Consider the following 15,788-nt stretch of genomic DNA (forward strand, 5'->3'; position numbering starts at 1 on the left):
AGTAAAGTTTTGGCATGCCACTTCTATCTCAATTAAACGGCCATTTTCATAAATTTTTAATTTTCAATTACATACTATAAATTATTATTTTATATTTAGTCTCAAAAAGAAATGTGCTTTTTATGAAAAAGGGAAACTATCGCAACTTTTTTCTACGTATTTAGCGCAAATGTGAATTTTTTCACGGAATTTTACACGATTTTTATTCAGAATTGTCGACGATACCTTTTATAATTTTACCAATAATAATTTGCTCTTTATACCGCCTACTAACTCTGTTTATGGGCGCGGCCTGTTCCGCTTATGAAAACTTCTTCCCATTACCACATCTGGCTTATTGGGGCTGATAGCCATTATATCACCCGCCTGTGCCACCGGCTTAGCCTCAACCCCGACCATGTGGTGCGGCGCTTTGCCACCGTAGCGCTCGCGCTCGCTTATCGGTCGGCGGCCACGGCGCAGCCCAACGCCCTCATTCTGGACAATGATGGCCAAGAGGGCCTGCCCCGGCGCATTTTGCGCAAGCTGCGCGAGCGCCTGCCCAACGCGCACTTTTTTGTGCTGGCCAACGAGGCCAATGCCGAGGCCGAAGCCGACTTGCTGAGCCAGGGCGTGAGCGCATACATGGTGAAAGACCTGCACAGCCCCGAGCGGCTGTGGCAGGCGCTGGCGGCCGCCCGCCAGCCGGCAGTGCCCGCCGCCCGGCCGGCGCCCGAGGCGCCGGAGGCCCCCGCCGGTATGCTGCTAGGGCAGCACCCCAGCATGCAGCAGGTGCGCGAGCTTATCGCGAAGGCCGCGCGCACCACTATTACGGTATCGGTGAGTGGCGAAACGGGCACGGGCAAGGAGCTGGTGGCGCAGGCCATCCATGCCCAGTCGGAGCGGGCGGGGCAGCCGTTTGTGGCCATCAACATGGCGGCCATTCCGCGCGAGCTGCTGGAGAGCGAGCTGTTTGGCCACGAGAAGGGCGCCTTTACCGGGGCCACGGCCCGGCGCGTGGGGCGCTTTGAGGAAGCCAACGGCGGCACGCTGTTCTTGGATGAGATTGCCGACCTGGAGCTGGTGCTGCAAGCCAAGCTGCTGCGCGTGCTGCAAGAGCGGGCCGTAACGCGGGTGGGCGGCACCCAGCCCGTGCCCTTCGATGTGCGGCTGGTGGTAGCCACCCACCGCAACCTGACCGCCGAAATGCAGGCCGGCCGCTTTCGCGAAGACCTGTACTACCGCCTGCTGGGCCTGCCCATCGAGCTGCCCCCGCTGCGCCAGCGCGGCCCCGATATTCTGCTGCTGGCCGCGGCCTTTGTGCGCACCTTCAGCCAGCGCAACAAGCTGCCCGTGCGGCCCTTCAGCCCCGAGGCGCGGCAGCATTTGCTAGCCTACGCCTACCCGGGCAACGTGCGCGAGCTGAAAGCGGTGGTAGAGCTGGCCGCCGTGCTGGCCGATGGCAAGCAGATTGAGGTGGCCGACATCCCGTTTCGGACGGCGCCGGCGCCGGTAGCGGCCGCGCCGGCCCGCAGCAGCACGCTGGTTTTCCCATCGCTGCGCGAGCAAACGCTGGCCATTATGCAAGACAGCCTCACGGCCCTGAATGGCGACGTGGTGGCCGCCGCCAACCGCCTGCGCGTGGGCCGCTCCACGCTCTACCGTCTCATTCAGAGCGGGCACCTGCTGCTGCCGTAGGCTAACCCCTCAAATGCCCGAATTTTACTGTAACCCTACCCCGGCTATTGAGGTTAAACGACCGTGACTTATGGCTAGCGCCCGGTCGTTTTTTTATCCTCATTTGCTTTTCCTTACGATTATGTGGTACCTGTTTTTTGCCCTCATCGCGGCTACTGCTTTCCTGGCTATTGATACGGCCCGCCGCGTGCGCAACATGGTAAGCCCCGAGCCGGTAATGGCCCGCTAAGCGCCTTGTTCTCAAGCCTTGGAAAACAGAAAAAGCAGCCTCGCGGCTGCTTTTTCTGTTGGGGGCACCTGCGGGTGGGCTAGCCCCACCCTGCAGCCTTAGCGAATAACAAGCTTGCAGAGCTGGCTCGAATTGTCGGCCTCCAGCTTTACGTAATACAGGCCATTAGCGAAACGGCTTAAATCCAGCGTTTTGGTGAAGCGCTCGTTCAGCTCAGTCAGGGTTTCGTGGTACATCACGGTGCCAATAACGTTGAGCACGCTTACCTCTACCCGGCGGCCTTCGAGGCCACTAATGGTGAGGTGCACGATGCCGGTGCTCGGGTTAGGGTACACCACCAGGGCCTTGTCGTCAAGGGTGGGGCGCACAATCGTTTGATGAGAGCCGCTGATAGTAGCCGCACGAGCCGGTACTAGGCCACCAATGCAAGCGCCAACGCTAGCGAGCCAGAGTAATCCAAATAGTAAGGGTTGTTTCATAATATAGTCAACCAGAACACAGTAGCCGGGTGGGATGAAAGTTAACGACGAACTTGCCTTTTGGTTTCGCAAAATTACGAACCCTAGCTTATTACTATACGCTTAATTATTCGCAGCCGGATTTTTGGCCGGTTAAATCGTGGATTTACTCGATAAAAATAAGTTGCCCGCCCTCGTGCTGGGCGGTGGGCTGGCGGGCCTGGCCGCCGCCCTCGACCTGGCCGGGCGCGGCCACCGCGTGGTGGTGGTAGAGCGGCGGCGCTATCCCTTCCACCGGGTGTGCGGCGAGTACGTGAGCAACGAGGTGCTGCCCTACCTGCGCCGGCTGGGGGCCGACCCCGCGGCGCTGGCCCCGGCGGCCATCGGGCAGTTTCGGCTGTCGTCGCCGGCCGGGCGCCTGCTGGCTAGCCCCCTCGACCTGGGCGGCTTTGGGGTGAGCCGCTACGCGCTCGACGATTTTTTGTACCAGCGGGCGGTGGCGGCGGGCGTGGAATTTATTTTTGCCACCGTGGCCGACGTGGCCTTCGAGGCCGCCGCCGACCGCCACCTGGTGACGCTAGCCGACGGCCGCCAGCTGGCAGCTAGCCTCGTGCTGGGCACTTACGGCAAGCGCAGCGCCTTGGACCGGCAGCTGGGCCGCTCGTTTTTTAGCCAGCGCTCGCCCTACCTGGGCGTGAAATACCACCTGCGGTTGCCGGGCTTTGCGCGCGATGTGATTGAGCTGCACAATTTTCGGGATGGCTACGCGGGCATTTCGGCCATTGAGGACGACAAGCTGTGCTTCTGCTACCTCACCACGCGCGCCAACCTCAAGGCGGGCGGCGGCACGATTGCCGCGCTCGAAGGCGAGGTGCTGGCCCGCAACCCGCGCCTGGCCGCCATCCTGGCCCACGCCGAGCGCCTCTACGCCCAGCCCGAGGTTATCAATGAGATTTCCTTCGCCCCCAAGCTACCCGTAGAGCAGCACCTGCTGATGGTGGGCGACGCGGCCGGCCTCATTACGCCGCTCTGCGGCAACGGCATGGCGATGGCCCTGCACGGCGCGGCGCTGGCCGTGCCGCTGGCCAGCCGGTTTTTGCGCGGCGAGCTGCCCCGCCCGGCGCTGGAGGCGGCGTATGCGGAAGGCTGGCAGCGGCAGTTTGGCACCCGGCTGCGGGTGGGGCGGGCGGTGCAGGGGCTGTTTGGCGGGCCGGTGCTGAGCGAGCTGGTGGTGGGCGGCCTGCGCCACTGGCCCGCCGCCGTGCGCGCCCTCATGCGCCAGACCCACGGCCGGCCCTTTGCCTAAAACCTGCCGCCGGGGCGGCCGTAAAGCGCGGCTAGCCTCCAAACCGCCCGCATTTTCGTAGGTGGCTGGGCCGGCGGCGCGTTTCTTGCGGGCAGCCACCCGGCGCCGTATCGCGGCGGTGTACTATTGCGTTCTAATTCAACCCCAATGCCCAGCTACCTGGGTGCCATCGGCACCGCTACCCCGCCCCATCGCCTTGCCCAGCCCGTCATTGCCGATTTTATGGCCGGGGCGCTGGAGCTGGACGCGGGCGGGCGGCGCAAGCTGCAGGCCCTGTACCGGGTGTCGGGCATCGAGCACCGCCACTCGGTGCTGCCCGACTACGGCCGGGCCAATGGCGACTACGACTTCTTCCCCAACACGCCGGGCCTGGAGCCCTTTCCCAGCGTGAGCCAGCGCATGGCCGCCTACCGGCGCGAGGCCCTGCCGCTAGCCCTGGCGGCGGTGCAAAGCACCCTGCAGCAAGCGCCGGGGGTGGCGCCGGCCAGCCTCACGCACCTCATCACGGTGAGCTGCACGGGCATGTACGCGCCGGGGCTCGATATCGAACTGGTAACGGCCCTGGGCCTGCCCACCTCGGTGCGCCGCACCTGCGTCAACTTCATGGGCTGCTACGCGGCCGTGAATGCCCTGCGCCTGGCCGACGGCATGGTGCGCGCCGACCCCACCGCTAGGGTGCTGATAGTGAGCGTGGAACTGTGCACCCTGCATTTTCAGAAAAGCCATGAGGCCGACCACCTCGTGAGCAACGCGCTATTTGGCGATGGCGCGGCGGCCTGCCTGGTGATGGGGCAGCCGCTGCCCGGCCCGGCGCCCAGCCTGGCGCTACGGGCCTTTCACTGCGGGCTAGCCCCCGAAGGCGTGCAGGATATGGCCTGGCACATCGGCGATTTTGGCTTCGAAATGACGCTCTCGGGCTACGTGCCGGCGCTGATTGAGCGGGGCATCGGGCAGCTCACCGCCGACTTGCTTCAGGATTTGCCGGTGCGCCGCGAGGATATCCGGCACTTTGCCCTGCACCCCGGCGGGCGCAAAATCCTGGAGGCCATCGAGCAGGCGCTGGGCCTGAGCAAGCACGACAACCGCTACGCCTACCAGGTACTGCGCGACTACGGCAATATGTCGTCGGCCACGGTACTGTTTGTGCTGCGCGAGCTGCTGGCCGCCGCTAGCCCCGCCGATGCAGGCGCACCCGTGCTGAGCTGCGCCTTCGGGCCGGGCCTCACGATGGAGGCCATGCTGCTGGAGATAGTGGCGGGCTAGCGGCTAAGCCACGGGTAGCTGCTAATGAAGCAGGAAGCTACCTCACTACGAAGAAATCACTGCGTTAGCAGTTGATAGCGCACCTTACTAGCCTGGGTTGTATCGACCAGGAAGCGGTAGCCTTGTGGCTCCCCCGATAATTCAAAGCTGATTTCGTTGGCCATTGGGGAGCCGACGGCGCGCGGCATGGTGGCGAAGGGCAGCCAGCGGCCAGCCGCTGGCTGGCGCAACGGTAGCACGTATATCCCTTTAGCAGCGTCAAGCAAATACGCCGTCTGCGTTGAGGCTACTATCTGTAAAGGTATTCGGTAGCCTAACACGTAAAAAAAGCCATCGTAGCGGAAGCGGCTTACGTCGCGGCCGGTACGCACGTCGCGCACAAACGCATTGGGCTGGCGGCGCTGGGCCGGCGTAGCGTCAAAAGAGGGCTCGGCGCTGGCACGAAGGTGCGAGCGGCCGGGCTCATCAATAAGCAGCGCCAGTGTATCGTTCAGTAGTCGGGCGCCGCGCAGCTCGGCCCCGGCCCGCGCCAGTGGCAGCAGGGGCTGGCCGGCGCGCTTAATGCCATTGCCCGTCAAGAGGGTTTGGCCGTTGGCCGCCAGGGTCACCGCCAGTTCGGGGCCATCGCTGCCCGCACCAGGGCCCAGGTAGCGCACCTGCCCGCCGGGCGCGAGTACCAGCACCGCCTCGCCGTACCAGTCGGTGCCGGGGGCATTAAAGGAAACCGTATAAACCAGCCCACCCAGCGGGGCGCTGTAGCCCAGCAGCCGGGGCAGCTCTACCCCGCTGCTGATGGCCAGCTCGGGCCCCACGACGGGGTAAAAATCGGCCTTGGTGAAGGTGTGGCGGCCTAGCCGCTGGCCCAGCGAGTCGCGCACCTCCACCGTGTAGTACCCTCGAAAGCCCCGGCTCGTATCGCCCGCAAAATACTTGGCCGGGTCGGGCGGGGTTATGTGGGTCAGGGGTTGCAGCGTGTCGAGACGTACCTGCCAGCCCAGGCGGTAGGTATGCCCCGGCAGGTGCAGCACCGTATCGGCCGCCGCCGCGAAGGCGCCGTACATCTGGAAGGCTATCAACTGCGCAAGCGGCCTAGCTATCGGCGACTTAGGCGATGCAGCAGCCTTTGGGAGCGCAGCAGCGGGCTGACCAGCAGCTGGCACTTCGGCCGTTGACTGAGGCTGCCCGCAAGCCGCTACTAACAGCACTAAACCCCAAACAGCCAACAAGTTGATTCTCATTGATTCAGAGCGAACGAAACTTCTGCAGTATAAATAACCACCTGCCACCGAAACGCCCAGCACCAGCGCAGCTCATACTGCGTGATGCCGGCCTGCTTTAGCAGCCGCACCCAGTCGGCCCGCGAAAAGGCGCGGGCCACCGAGAGCGGGGCATCGTGCTGCACCAGGCGCGAGCCTCCGAGCAACTTAGTTAAATATTTGATGCTGTAGTAGGCCAGCGGGTGGCGGTGCAGGTCGTTGATGACCACGGCTAGCCCGGCCTGGCGGTGCCAGCCGCGCAGCAGCACCACCAGCTCGTCGTCGGCAAAGTGGTGGCAGAACAGGCTGGCCGTGAGCACATCGTAGGGCCGGGCGGCAAACTCGGGCGAAAAAATATCGAGCTGCCGGTAGCTGATTTCGGGATACGCCCGGCTTTTGGCGGCCGCGTAGGCCAGCATAAACTCGTTGGCATCGATGCCCTCGGCCACTAGGGGCACGCACCGCTGCCGGGCCCAGCGCGCCACGTGGCGCAGGGTGTCGCCGCCGCCGCTGCCCAGGTCGGCCAGGCGCAGCGGGCGGCCCGCCGGAAAGCGCGCTTGCAGCCGGGCCAGGGCCGCCAGCACCGGCCGGTAGCCCCCTAGCCAGGTGTTGATGGTTTCGAGTTCATCGAGGTTTTGGCGCAGCTCTTCGGTGGCCAGCGTCAGGTCGTCCATCAACTCGGGGGCGGTGGCCCGGGTGGTCAGCTTCATAAGCGCAAAGGTGGGTATCGGATAGCATTTTGAAATGCCTGGCACTAAAGTGGTAAATAATAGCAGATTATCGGGAGCCTGTACTACCTTTGGGGTAGTCACCCCGCACCCTTTCCTGTCTATGAAAACCCCAGCACTATGTGGCGGCCTGCTGGCGGCAATATTCCTAACTGCCGGCAGGCCAGCGGCTACCGCCGTTGCGTTCGGCTTTCCCGATGGCGTGGCCATCGACGCCGCGGGCATGCTCTACGTAGTAGACACCGACAACGGGGTGGTGCAAAAGGTAGACGCCGCCGGCGAGGCCACGCCCCTGGCGGCGGGCGAGCTGGCCTACCCCACAGGCGTGGCCGTGGGCCCCACCGGCACGGTATACGTGGCCGATGCGGGCAGCCACAGCATTATTCAGGTGGGCCCGGCTAGCCCGGCCACCACGCTGGTGCACGGCCACGGGCTGGTATTTCCGGCGGCGGTGGCCGTAGATGCGGCGGGCAATGTGTACGTGGCCGACGCGGGCGCCGGCCCCAACAGCGGCACCGTGCAAAAGGTGAGCCCCCACGGCGCCCTCACCACCCTGGCCAGGGGCCTCAACAAGCCGGCTGGCATTGCCGTGAGCACCCAGGGCGTGGTGTACGTGTCTGACACTGACAACAATACCATCCGACAGATTAATCCCGATGGGCAAACTGTGCTGCTGGCGGCGGCCTTCAACCACCCCCGGGGGCTAGCGCTCGATGCCACCGGCGCCCTGCTGGTGGCCAACACCTACGACAATAACATTCGGCGCGTGAGTGCCACCGGGCAGGTGTCGCTGCTGGCCGAGGGGCTGCACTTTCCGGCCGGCCTGGCCACCGACCCGGCCGGGGCCGTGTACGTGAGCGATACGGGTACCAACTCGCTGCGCAAAATCAGCCCCAGCGGGGAGATTTCGACCCTGGCCGGCGGCACCGCGCCGGTGGCGGCGCCCGCCCCGCTGCCCGACAGCGCGGCTACCACCCGCTCCGACTCGACCAAGCACAAGCAATAGCCTTGGCAAGGGCTTGGCTGTTGCTTCAGGCCACATAATCAGCCAGATAGGTGTAGCGCGGGCGCAATTGCCCCTGGCTGGCGATAGTGGCCCTGGCCACCACGCCGGCCGCATCGCCCCCCAGCAGGTGCGGAAAAAACTGGTCGAGCAGCTGCCGGCCAAAGTCGCGGCTGGCATTGCGCGGCAGCTCGCAGGGCAGATTGTCCACGGCCATCACCGTGATATTTTCGGGGCTAGCGTATGGTGCCTCCAGCGCGCCGGTGGCCGGGTTGTAGTCGAAAGCCGGCGCCTCGATGGTGGTGCTGCGCTTGGTAAGCGGGATAGAGCCGTTCACGTCGCAGGTCACGTCGGCAATGGTAGTGAGCTTAAAGCCGGGCCGGCGCGTGTCTTCCTCGCTGAAGAGGCGCGGCGCGGCGGGGTCCCAGTAGGCGCAGGCAATGAGCAGGTCGGTAACGGGCAGAAAGTTGCCGAACGTCGACTCATAAGCCGCCGGCTCGTGGTGGAAATTGGCTGTGTCCCACACCCGGCCGTCGCGGCGGCGGTTGTAGTCCGAACTGCGCAGCTGGGCATACACCGGCTCGCTGAAATCGAGGTAGAGGTAGTCGTACACGCTCACCCGCCGGATGCCCATGCGGCCCAGCACCTCTACCGCGCCCTGGGCCACGCGGCCCGAGCCCGTTACGGCTATCTTGATGGGCGGCAGGCGCTTCACCTTAAAAAACTCTTCCTGCATGTCCTCCATGTCCACGCACTGCCAGGCTGGCTTCAGGGTAAACAGCCCGTGCTTGCGGCCGTAGGTGAGCAGGCCATTGTAGGCGCCCACAATGCCGGCCCAGTGCCCAAACGCCACCACGCGTTCGCCGGCCGCGTTGGTCAGCAGCTCATAGTCAATCAGCGTAATCTGCTTGTGCAGAACGGCTTGCAGCAGCGCCCGGTTGGCAGGCTGCTTCTTGATGGTGTGCGAGAAAAAGCAGTAGGTTTTGCCGGGCAGCAGCCAGGCCACGGGCACTTCCTTCACCCCTAGCAGCACGTCGCAGGCGGCCATGTCGTCGCTCACCTCCAGGCCAAGGTCGCGGTACTCCTGGTCGGCAAAGGCGCGGTGCGGGCTGGGCTGCACCCGCACGCGCAGGCCGGGGTAGGCATCTTGCAGCTCGACGCACTTTTTGGGGGTGAGGGCCACGCGGCGGTCGGGCGGGGTGCGGCCTTCGCGTAGCAGGCCAATAAGGGTGGGAAAAGGCATGGGTAGAAGAAGAAAGTGCCCAAAAGTACACCCCTGCCCCCACCAAACCGGGCGTACCTTTGTTACGGAAAAAGTTGCCTTCTTCTCCCCTCCCCCAGCCCACGTTTATGTCGTTTAGATTCAAGCCCGCCGACGTGTTTGAAACCCGCCACAACGCGCCCGACCTCGCTAGCCAGCACGCCATGCTGCAAGCCGTGGGGGCCGCCGACCTGGCCCAGCTCATCGCCGAAACGGTGCCCGCCGCCATTCGCCTGCCCCGGGCGCTGGCCCTGCCGCCGGCCCTCAGCGAGCGCCAGTTTTTGAAGCGCTTCAAGCAGATTGCCGGCCAGAACAAGGTGTATAAGAGCTACATCGGGCTAGGGTATCACGACACCACGCTGCCGCCCGTTATCCAGCGCAACATTCTGGAAAACCCGGGCTGGTACACGGCCTACACGCCCTACCAGGCCGAGATTGCGCAGGGCCGCCTGGAGGCGCTTATCAATTACCAGACGATGGTAATTGACCTCACCGGCCTGCCCATCGCCAACGCCAGCCTGCTCGACGAGGCCACGGCCGCCGCCGAGGCGCTGCACATGCTGCACTCGCAAACCAAGAAGAAAAACGCTACCAAGTTCTTCGTGTCGGAGCAGGTGTTGCCCCAAACTATTGACGTGCTGCGCACCCGCGCCACGCCCCTCGGCATCGAGCTGGTTATCGGCGACCACCGCACGGCCGACGTTTCCGACGAAGCCTTCTTTGGCGTAATGGTGCAGTACCCCGGGGCCAACGGCACCATCTTCGACTACCGCGAGTTTATTGCCAAGGCGCAGGCCAGCAATCTGTTCGTGGTGATGGCCGCCGACCTACTAGCCCTCACGCTGCTCACCTCGCCCGGCGAGCTGGGCGCCGACGTGGTGGTGGGCTCGTCGCAGCGCTTTGGCGTGCCAATGGGCTTTGGCGGGCCGCACGCGGGTTTCTTCTCGTGCAAAGACCAGTTCAAGCGCGTTATCCCCGGCCGCATTATCGGCCAGAGCGTGGACGCGGCCGGCAACAAGGCCTACCGCATGGCCCTGCAAACCCGCGAGCAGCACATCCGCCGCGAAAAAGCTACCTCCAATATTTGCACCGCGCAGGTGCTGCTGAGCGTGCTGGCCGGTATGTTTGCCGTGTACCACGGCCCGAAGGGCATCCGGCAGTTTGCCGTGAACACGCACCTGTTCGCCCAGATTCTGGAAGCCGAGCTGAAGGCGCTAGGGGTCGAGCAGCTGAACAGCCACTACTTCGACACGCTGAGCTTGCGCCTCGAAAGCCACGAGATGCAGCAAGCAATCAAGCAGGAGGCGGAGAGCGCGGGCATCAACTTCCGCTACTACGAGGACACGCTGGTGGGCATCAGCCTGCACCAGAACGTGGAAATTGACGACGTGCGCGACATCGTGGACATTTTCGCCAAGGTGCTGGGCAAGGAGGTAGCCACCCCGGCTGCCCCTACCGCCGAGGCCGAGCTGACGCTGACCTGGCCCGAAAGCCTCCAGCGCACCAGCGAGTACCTCACGCACCCGGTCTTCAACACGCACCACGCCGAGCACGAGCTGCTGCGCTACATGAAGCAGCTCGAAAACAAGGACTTGAGCCTCGCCCACAGCATGATTCCGCTAGGGTCGTGCACCATGAAGCTGAATGCTACGGCGGAGATGATACCCGTGACCTGGCCCGAAATCGGCCAGCTGCACCCCTTCGCGCCGGCCGACCAGACGGTAGGCTACCAGCAGATTATCCGCGACCTGCAAGCCTGGCTCTGCGAGGTGACGGGCTTCGCGGCCGTGAGCCTGCAGCCCAACTCGGGCGCGCAGGGCGAGTATGCGGGCCTGCTGGCCATCCGTGGCTACCACCTGAGCCGCGGCGATAACCACCGCACGGTGGCGCTCATTCCGGCCTCGGCCCACGGCACCAACCCTGCCTCGGCCGTGATGGCCGGCATGCAGGTAGTGGTGGTGAAAAGCACTGAAGACGGCAACGTGGACATGGACGACCTGCGCGCCAAAATTGCGCAGCACGCCGACCGCCTCTCGTGCCTCATGGTGACGTACCCCAGCACGCACGGCGTGTACGAGGAAACGATTATTGAAATCTGCGAGCTTATTCACCAGGCCGGCGGCCGGGTGTACATGGACGGCGCCAACATGAACGCCCAGGTGGGCCTCACCTCGCCGGCCAGCATCGGCGCCGACGTGTGCCACCTCAACCTGCACAAAACGTTCTGCATCCCGCACGGCGGCGGCGGCCCCGGCGTGGGCCCCATCGGCGTGGTCGAAGACCTGATTCCCTATCTGCCCGGCCACGTGGTGGTGCCGGTAGAGGGCCGCAGCAGCGGCGCCGTATCGGCCGCGCCGTGGGGCTCGGCCAGCATCCTGCCCATCTCCTACGCCTACATCTCGATGATGGGCGGCGACGGCATTACGCGCGCTACGGAACTGGCTATTCTGAACGCCAACTACATCAAGGCGCGCCTCGAAGCGCACTACCCGGTGCTGTACACGGGCAGCCAGGGCCGCTGCGCCCACGAGATGATTCTTGATTGCCGCCACTTCAAAAGGGCCGGTATTGAGGTCGAAGATATCGCCAAGCGCCTGATGGACTATGGGTTCCACGCGCCTACGGTAAGCTTCCCGGTGGCCGGCACGCTCATGATTGAGCCCACCGAAAGCGAAAGCAAGGAGGAGCTGGACCGCTTCTGCGACGCCATGATTGCCATTCGCAAGGAAATCACGGAGGTAGAGGAAGGCCGCGCCGACGCCAAGGAAAACGTGCTCAAGCACGCGCCCCACACCGCCGCCATCGTGCTCACCCAGGAGTGGACGCGCCCCTACACCCGCGAGCAGGCCGTGTACCCACTGCCCTACGTGCGCAACGCCAAGTTCTGGCCCAGCGTGAGCCGCATCGACTCGGCCTACGGCGACCGCAACCTCATTTGCAGCTGCACGCCGCTGGAGGACTACGCCGACGAGCCCGAGCAGCTCGTTTCGACCGATAAGGGCCCGTCTTATTAGACGCAGAGAATTGACTGTCATGCAGCGCGCAGCGACGTATAACAGTCAATTTTAAAGACAATACGGCCGCCCATACTGCGTTAAACTAACGCCGTCAGCCACCAGCAAAAACGCCCGGTTGAGCCCGCGAAAGCGACTCGGCCGGGCGTTTGGGGCGTTAGGCGATTGGCTAAGGAGAATAGTCGGCTAGCCTACTTTATTTGGAACATTGCCCTAGCCACTAGCGTTAAGCCAATACCTCCGCATTAGTGGATTATCTTATTAATTTTTAGCCTTATGAACCGCATCACTCATCTTCTGGCCCGTCCGGTCGCCCTCGCGGTCACGGGCCTGGCGCTGGCTTTCGGCGTGGCCTCCTGCGCCACTACGGCCAACGTAGCTGCCACCAGCGACTTCGACCACGCCGTTAACTTCCGCGCCTACAAAACCTGGGCCTGGTACCCCAAGCAAGCCAACGATACCGAAGGCGGCCCCGCCCGCGGCTACGAGTCGTTTACCGACCAGCGCATTCGTGATGCCGTGAGCAAAGACCTGACGGCCAAGGGCCTGACCGAGGTAGCCAACAACGCCAGCCCCGATGTGTATGTGGCCTATAGCGTGCGCGTCGAAAACAAGCAGCAAATCGCCGGCGGCTATCCCTACGGCGGCTATGGCGGCTACCCGTACTACGGCTATGGCTACGGTGGCTTTGGCGGCTACCCCTACGGCGGTGGCCGCGCCTACAATTACAAGGCCGGCACGGTCATTATCGACATTGTGGATGCCCGCCGCAAGGAGCTAGCCTGGCGCGGCACCGGCCAGGCCCAGCTCGACCAGAACAGCATCTCGGAGGCCGAAACCTACCGCATCGTAAACAGCGTGCTGGGCAACTACCCGCCCACCGACACGCGCCGCCCGGCGGCCGTGCGCTAGGCCCCGGTTTAGCCACTAAAAGCAAAAAGCCCCGCCAGATTTGGCGGGGCTTTTTGCTTTTACTAATACTTAACTTGCTTAAATGGGCACGTTTACGTGGCGCTCGGCGTGGTAGCTGCTGCGCACCAGCGGGCCGCTCTCCACGTACTTGAGGCCGCGGCGCAGGCCTTCTTCTTTGTAGGCGGCGAAGGTATCGGGGTGGATAAACTCGGCTACGTCGAGGTGGCGCTTGGTAGGCTGCAGGTACTGGCCCAGCGTGAGGATGTCGAGGCCGTTGGCCACGAGGTCGTCCATCGCCTGGTGTACTTCGTCCTGCTTTTCGCCCAGGCCCAGCATGATGCCCGACTTGGTGCGGTGCCCGGCCAGCTTGGTGCGCCGAATCTGCTCCAGGCTGCGGTCGTATTTGGCTTGCGGGCGCACGAGGCGGTAGAGGCTGCCCACAGTTTCCATGTTGTGCGAAATAACTTCCTGACCGCCCGAAATCATGACCTCAAGCGCCGCCCAGTTGGCTTTCACGTCGGGTATCAGCGTTTCGATGGTGGTTTCGGGGCTTAGCTCCTTGGTAAACACCACCGTATCGCGCCACACGCTGGCGCCGCGGTCCTTCAGCTCGTCGCGGTTTACGCTGGTGATAACGGCGTGCTTCACCTTCATCAGCGAAATGGCCTCGGCCACGCGGCGCGGCTCGTCAAGGTCCAGCTCGCTAGGGCGGCCGGTAGCCACGGCGCAGAACGAGCACGAGCGCGTGCACACGTTGCCGAGTATCATGAAGGTGGCCGTGCCGGCGCCCCAGCACTCGCCCATGTTGGGGCAATTGCCCGATTCGCAGATGGTATGCAGCTTGTGCTCATCCACGAGCTTGCGCACGGCGGCGTAGTCGGGGCCGATGGGCAGCTTCACGCGCAGCCAGTCGGGCTTGCGCGGGCGGGCCGGCGCGGCGGGGGCTAGCGGTTCGGCCTGAATAATGGGGAGCGTCAGCAGCAGGGTATCCATCTTAACTTCCTAATCTAATACTAAAAACGTTTATCCTTGCGAGCGCAACGAAGTGGAGCGCGCCAACCTTTCCTTTGTCGTCTGCCACGTTGCGCCCAGCAAGGAAAGATTGCCGCGCTCCGCTTTGTTGCGCTCGCAAGGACAGCTAAAACTACTCAAAGTTAGCTCCGGTGGCCGATGTAGAGCGTAAGGTAAACCGACGGGAAGAACTGCCGGTTCAGGCTATTGGGGTCGTTGGGGGCGGGCGGGTTCAGCATGAGCAGGCGCTTGGTGTAGGCTTCGAGCAGAAACCCAACCTCGGCCCCGGCCACGGCGTCGCGGTAGCGGCCGTACTCGAAGCTGAGGCCGCCGCGCAGGTGCACGCCCGGCACCACCTTGGTTTGGCCGATGCCGCTGAAGAGCGGCGCCCGGTCGAAGATGTAGTTTTCGGCGGTGCCGCCGTGCTTGGCCGGGTCATAGGCCTCATCCACAATGATATCGCTGGAGCTGGGCACCGAGCCATTTTTGGCCGCCGTCTCATCGAAGCTGACGTAGTACGGCATCAGCAGGGCTAGCGAAGGCCCGGCGCTGAGCAGGCCATTGACCTGCACGCCGGCATCGGCAGCCTTGCGAAACAGGATGCGCTGAATGCCGATGGATGGCCGCAGCGCAAAGGCATAATTAGCCTTGAAGCGCTTGTAGCTGCCCCCGGTGTAGGGGTTGGTAACGCTTTCTTCCTTCGGGTTTTTGAACGACACGCCCTCCAGACTCCAGAAGCGCAGCCAGCGCTCGTCGAGCACGCGTGCCACGCGCACATTGGCGCCGCCAATGAGGCCACCCTGGGTGTTGAAGTTGATGCCAAATACCGTTTCGCGGCGGTACGACTGCTCGTCGGACGGCATGGCCTGGGCCGGCGCGGCCTGAAGCGTGGGGCCCACGGGCTCGGGCGGGGTAGCGGGGGCCTGGGCCCGGGCGGGCCGGGCAGCCGCGAGGCCCAGCGCCAGGCAGCCAGCGGCGATGACATACGTCTTGTTCATAGAGAAGTCAAAAATACCTGCCGGGCGGGGTTTTACCACCCGGCGTTTCGCTAACGCGGCTAGGGTAGCTTTGTGGTATGAGCACGCCCCACACCACCGCTACTGCCCGCTACGAGGGCCACCTGCGCACCGAAGCTACGCACACCGCTTCGGGCACTGTCATCCAGACCGATGCCCCGGTTGATAACCACGGGCGCGGCGAAGCCTTTTCGCCCACCGACCTCGTGGGCACCGCCCTGGGCACCTGCATCCTCACGACGATGGCCATCGTGGCCGAGCGCCACCAGGTAGACTTGGTGGGCGCCTCGTTTAAGATGGAAAAAATTATGAGCCAGGATGCGCCGCGCCGCATTGCGCAGCTCAACGTGGAGCTGCACCTGCCCGCTAGCCTCAATGAGCGCGACCGCGCCCTGATGGAGCGCACCGCGCACACCTGCCCGGTGGCCTTGAGCCTGAACCCGGAAATCAAGCAAGAGGTTCGGTTTATCTACGCCTAGCCGGCCTGGCGCCCGTTTTCAGCCACCCCGAATAAATTCGGGGTGGCTTTTTTTTCGTATAAAATTCGGGCATCGTACATAATTCCGGCTTTTCGTCTACATTTGCTATCCGAACCTGGGTGGTACCGGGCTGATTTTGTGGCCGCTGTGGCCGATTTTTTCCCTTTACCCCCAA

Annotated in this window: 13 protein-coding genes; 7 read left to right on the forward strand and 6 right to left on the reverse strand. The window is 63.7% G+C overall.

Going from position 1 to position 15,788, the window contains the following annotated elements; translation table 11 throughout:
* Nucleotides 1–303: 303 nt before the first annotated feature.
* Complete coding sequence (locus Q5H89_RS05440; RefSeq protein WP_305018286.1) at nt 304–1,677, forward strand: sigma-54 interaction domain-containing protein; 1,374 nt, start codon at nt 304–306, stop codon at nt 1,675–1,677.
* A gap of 327 nt (nt 1,678–2,004) precedes the next feature.
* Here the strand turns inward: Q5H89_RS05440 and Q5H89_RS05445 are convergent, their stop codons facing one another.
* Nucleotides 2,005–2,274 (reverse strand): T9SS type A sorting domain-containing protein, encoded by a 270-nt coding sequence (locus Q5H89_RS05445; RefSeq protein WP_305018287.1) that lies wholly within the window; start codon nt 2,272–2,274, stop codon nt 2,005–2,007.
* A gap of 250 nt (nt 2,275–2,524) precedes the next feature.
* Between Q5H89_RS05445 and Q5H89_RS05450 the strand changes: the two genes are divergently transcribed.
* Nucleotides 2,525–3,670 (forward strand): NAD(P)/FAD-dependent oxidoreductase, encoded by a 1,146-nt coding sequence (locus Q5H89_RS05450; protein ID WP_305018288.1) that lies wholly within the window; start codon nt 2,525–2,527, stop codon nt 3,668–3,670.
* Nucleotides 3,671–3,817: 147 nt separating this feature from the next.
* Entirely contained in the window at nt 3,818–4,933 is a 1,116-nt protein-coding gene (locus Q5H89_RS05455; protein WP_305018289.1) for a type III polyketide synthase, read from the forward strand.
* 56 nt (nt 4,934–4,989) lie between these two features.
* On the opposite strand, the gene Q5H89_RS05460 is transcribed toward Q5H89_RS05455, so the two are convergent.
* Nucleotides 4,990–5,994: a hypothetical protein gene (locus tag Q5H89_RS05460; protein WP_305018290.1), complete on the reverse strand. Its 1,005-nt coding sequence runs from the start codon at nt 5,992–5,994 to the stop codon at nt 4,990–4,992.
* A 173-nt stretch (nt 5,995–6,167) separates the two neighbouring features.
* Nucleotides 6,168–6,899 carry a methyltransferase domain-containing protein gene (locus tag Q5H89_RS05465; RefSeq protein WP_305018291.1) on the reverse strand — a complete coding sequence of 244 codons (732 nt, stop codon included), beginning with the start codon at nt 6,897–6,899 and terminating at the stop codon, nt 6,168–6,170.
* Between the two features lie 121 nt (nt 6,900–7,020).
* Between Q5H89_RS05465 and Q5H89_RS05470 the strand changes: the two genes are divergently transcribed.
* On the forward strand, nt 7,021–7,923 hold the full coding sequence (locus Q5H89_RS05470) for an NHL repeat-containing protein (protein WP_305018292.1): 903 nt from the start codon (nt 7,021–7,023) through the stop codon (nt 7,921–7,923).
* A gap of 25 nt (nt 7,924–7,948) precedes the next feature.
* Here Q5H89_RS05470 and Q5H89_RS05475 read toward each other — a convergent pair whose 3' ends face one another.
* Nucleotides 7,949–9,163 (reverse strand): NAD(P)-dependent oxidoreductase, encoded by a 1,215-nt coding sequence (locus tag Q5H89_RS05475; protein ID WP_305018293.1) that lies wholly within the window; start codon nt 9,161–9,163, stop codon nt 7,949–7,951.
* A 107-nt stretch (nt 9,164–9,270) separates the two neighbouring features.
* Between Q5H89_RS05475 and gcvP the strand changes: the two genes are divergently transcribed.
* The gene (gene gcvP / locus Q5H89_RS05480) at nt 9,271–12,195 is read left to right on the forward strand and encodes an aminomethyl-transferring glycine dehydrogenase (RefSeq protein WP_305018294.1); all 2,925 of its coding nucleotides are present in this window, start codon (nt 9,271–9,273) and stop codon (nt 12,193–12,195) included.
* 276 nt (nt 12,196–12,471) lie between these two features.
* A complete protein-coding gene (locus Q5H89_RS05485; RefSeq protein ID WP_305018295.1) occupies nt 12,472–13,107 on the forward strand; it encodes a DUF4136 domain-containing protein in 636 nt (211 codons plus the stop codon).
* A 78-nt stretch (nt 13,108–13,185) separates the two neighbouring features.
* On the opposite strand, the gene lipA is transcribed toward Q5H89_RS05485, so the two are convergent.
* Both lipA and Q5H89_RS05495 read right to left on the reverse strand, forming a co-directional pair.
* The gene (lipA, locus tag Q5H89_RS05490) at nt 13,186–14,088 is read right to left on the reverse strand and encodes a lipoyl synthase (protein ID WP_369810644.1); all 903 of its coding nucleotides are present in this window, start codon (nt 14,086–14,088) and stop codon (nt 13,186–13,188) included.
* A 173-nt stretch (nt 14,089–14,261) separates the two neighbouring features.
* Complete coding sequence (locus tag Q5H89_RS05495) at nt 14,262–15,116, reverse strand: hypothetical protein (RefSeq protein WP_305018297.1); 855 nt, start codon at nt 15,114–15,116, stop codon at nt 14,262–14,264.
* Nucleotides 15,117–15,193: 77 nt separating this feature from the next.
* Between Q5H89_RS05495 and Q5H89_RS05500 the strand changes: the two genes are divergently transcribed.
* Nucleotides 15,194–15,613: an OsmC family protein gene (locus tag Q5H89_RS05500; RefSeq protein ID WP_305018298.1), complete on the forward strand. Its 420-nt coding sequence runs from the start codon at nt 15,194–15,196 to the stop codon at nt 15,611–15,613.
* Nucleotides 15,614–15,788: the final 175 nt, after the last annotated feature.

Source organism: Hymenobacter cheonanensis, assembly GCF_030581075.1.
In the GTDB taxonomy this organism is placed as follows: domain Bacteria; phylum Bacteroidota; class Bacteroidia; order Cytophagales; family Hymenobacteraceae; genus Hymenobacter.

Excerpts from the sequence above, each read along its gene's own strand:
- Q5H89_RS05440 (WP_305018286.1), top strand. The coding sequence starts at position 304 with ATGAAAACTTCTTCCCATTACCACATCTGGCTTATTGGGGCTGATAGC.
- Q5H89_RS05455 (WP_305018289.1), top strand. The coding sequence starts at position 3,818 with ATGCCCAGCTACCTGGGTGCCATCGGCACCGCTACCCCGCCCCATCGC.
- Q5H89_RS05460 (WP_305018290.1), bottom strand. The coding sequence starts at position 5,994 with ATGTACGGCGCCTTCGCGGCGGCGGCCGATACGGTGCTGCACCTGCCG.
- Q5H89_RS05465 (WP_305018291.1), bottom strand. The coding sequence starts at position 6,899 with ATGAAGCTGACCACCCGGGCCACCGCCCCCGAGTTGATGGACGACCTG.
- Q5H89_RS05470 (WP_305018292.1), top strand. The coding sequence starts at position 7,021 with ATGAAAACCCCAGCACTATGTGGCGGCCTGCTGGCGGCAATATTCCTA.
- Q5H89_RS05475 (WP_305018293.1), bottom strand. The coding sequence starts at position 9,163 with ATGCCTTTTCCCACCCTTATTGGCCTGCTACGCGAAGGCCGCACCCCG.
- gcvP (WP_305018294.1), top strand. The coding sequence starts at position 9,271 with ATGTCGTTTAGATTCAAGCCCGCCGACGTGTTTGAAACCCGCCACAAC.
- Q5H89_RS05485 (WP_305018295.1), top strand. The coding sequence starts at position 12,472 with ATGAACCGCATCACTCATCTTCTGGCCCGTCCGGTCGCCCTCGCGGTC.
- Q5H89_RS05495 (WP_305018297.1), bottom strand. The coding sequence starts at position 15,116 with ATGAACAAGACGTATGTCATCGCCGCTGGCTGCCTGGCGCTGGGCCTC.
- Q5H89_RS05500 (WP_305018298.1), top strand. The coding sequence starts at position 15,194 with ATGAGCACGCCCCACACCACCGCTACTGCCCGCTACGAGGGCCACCTG.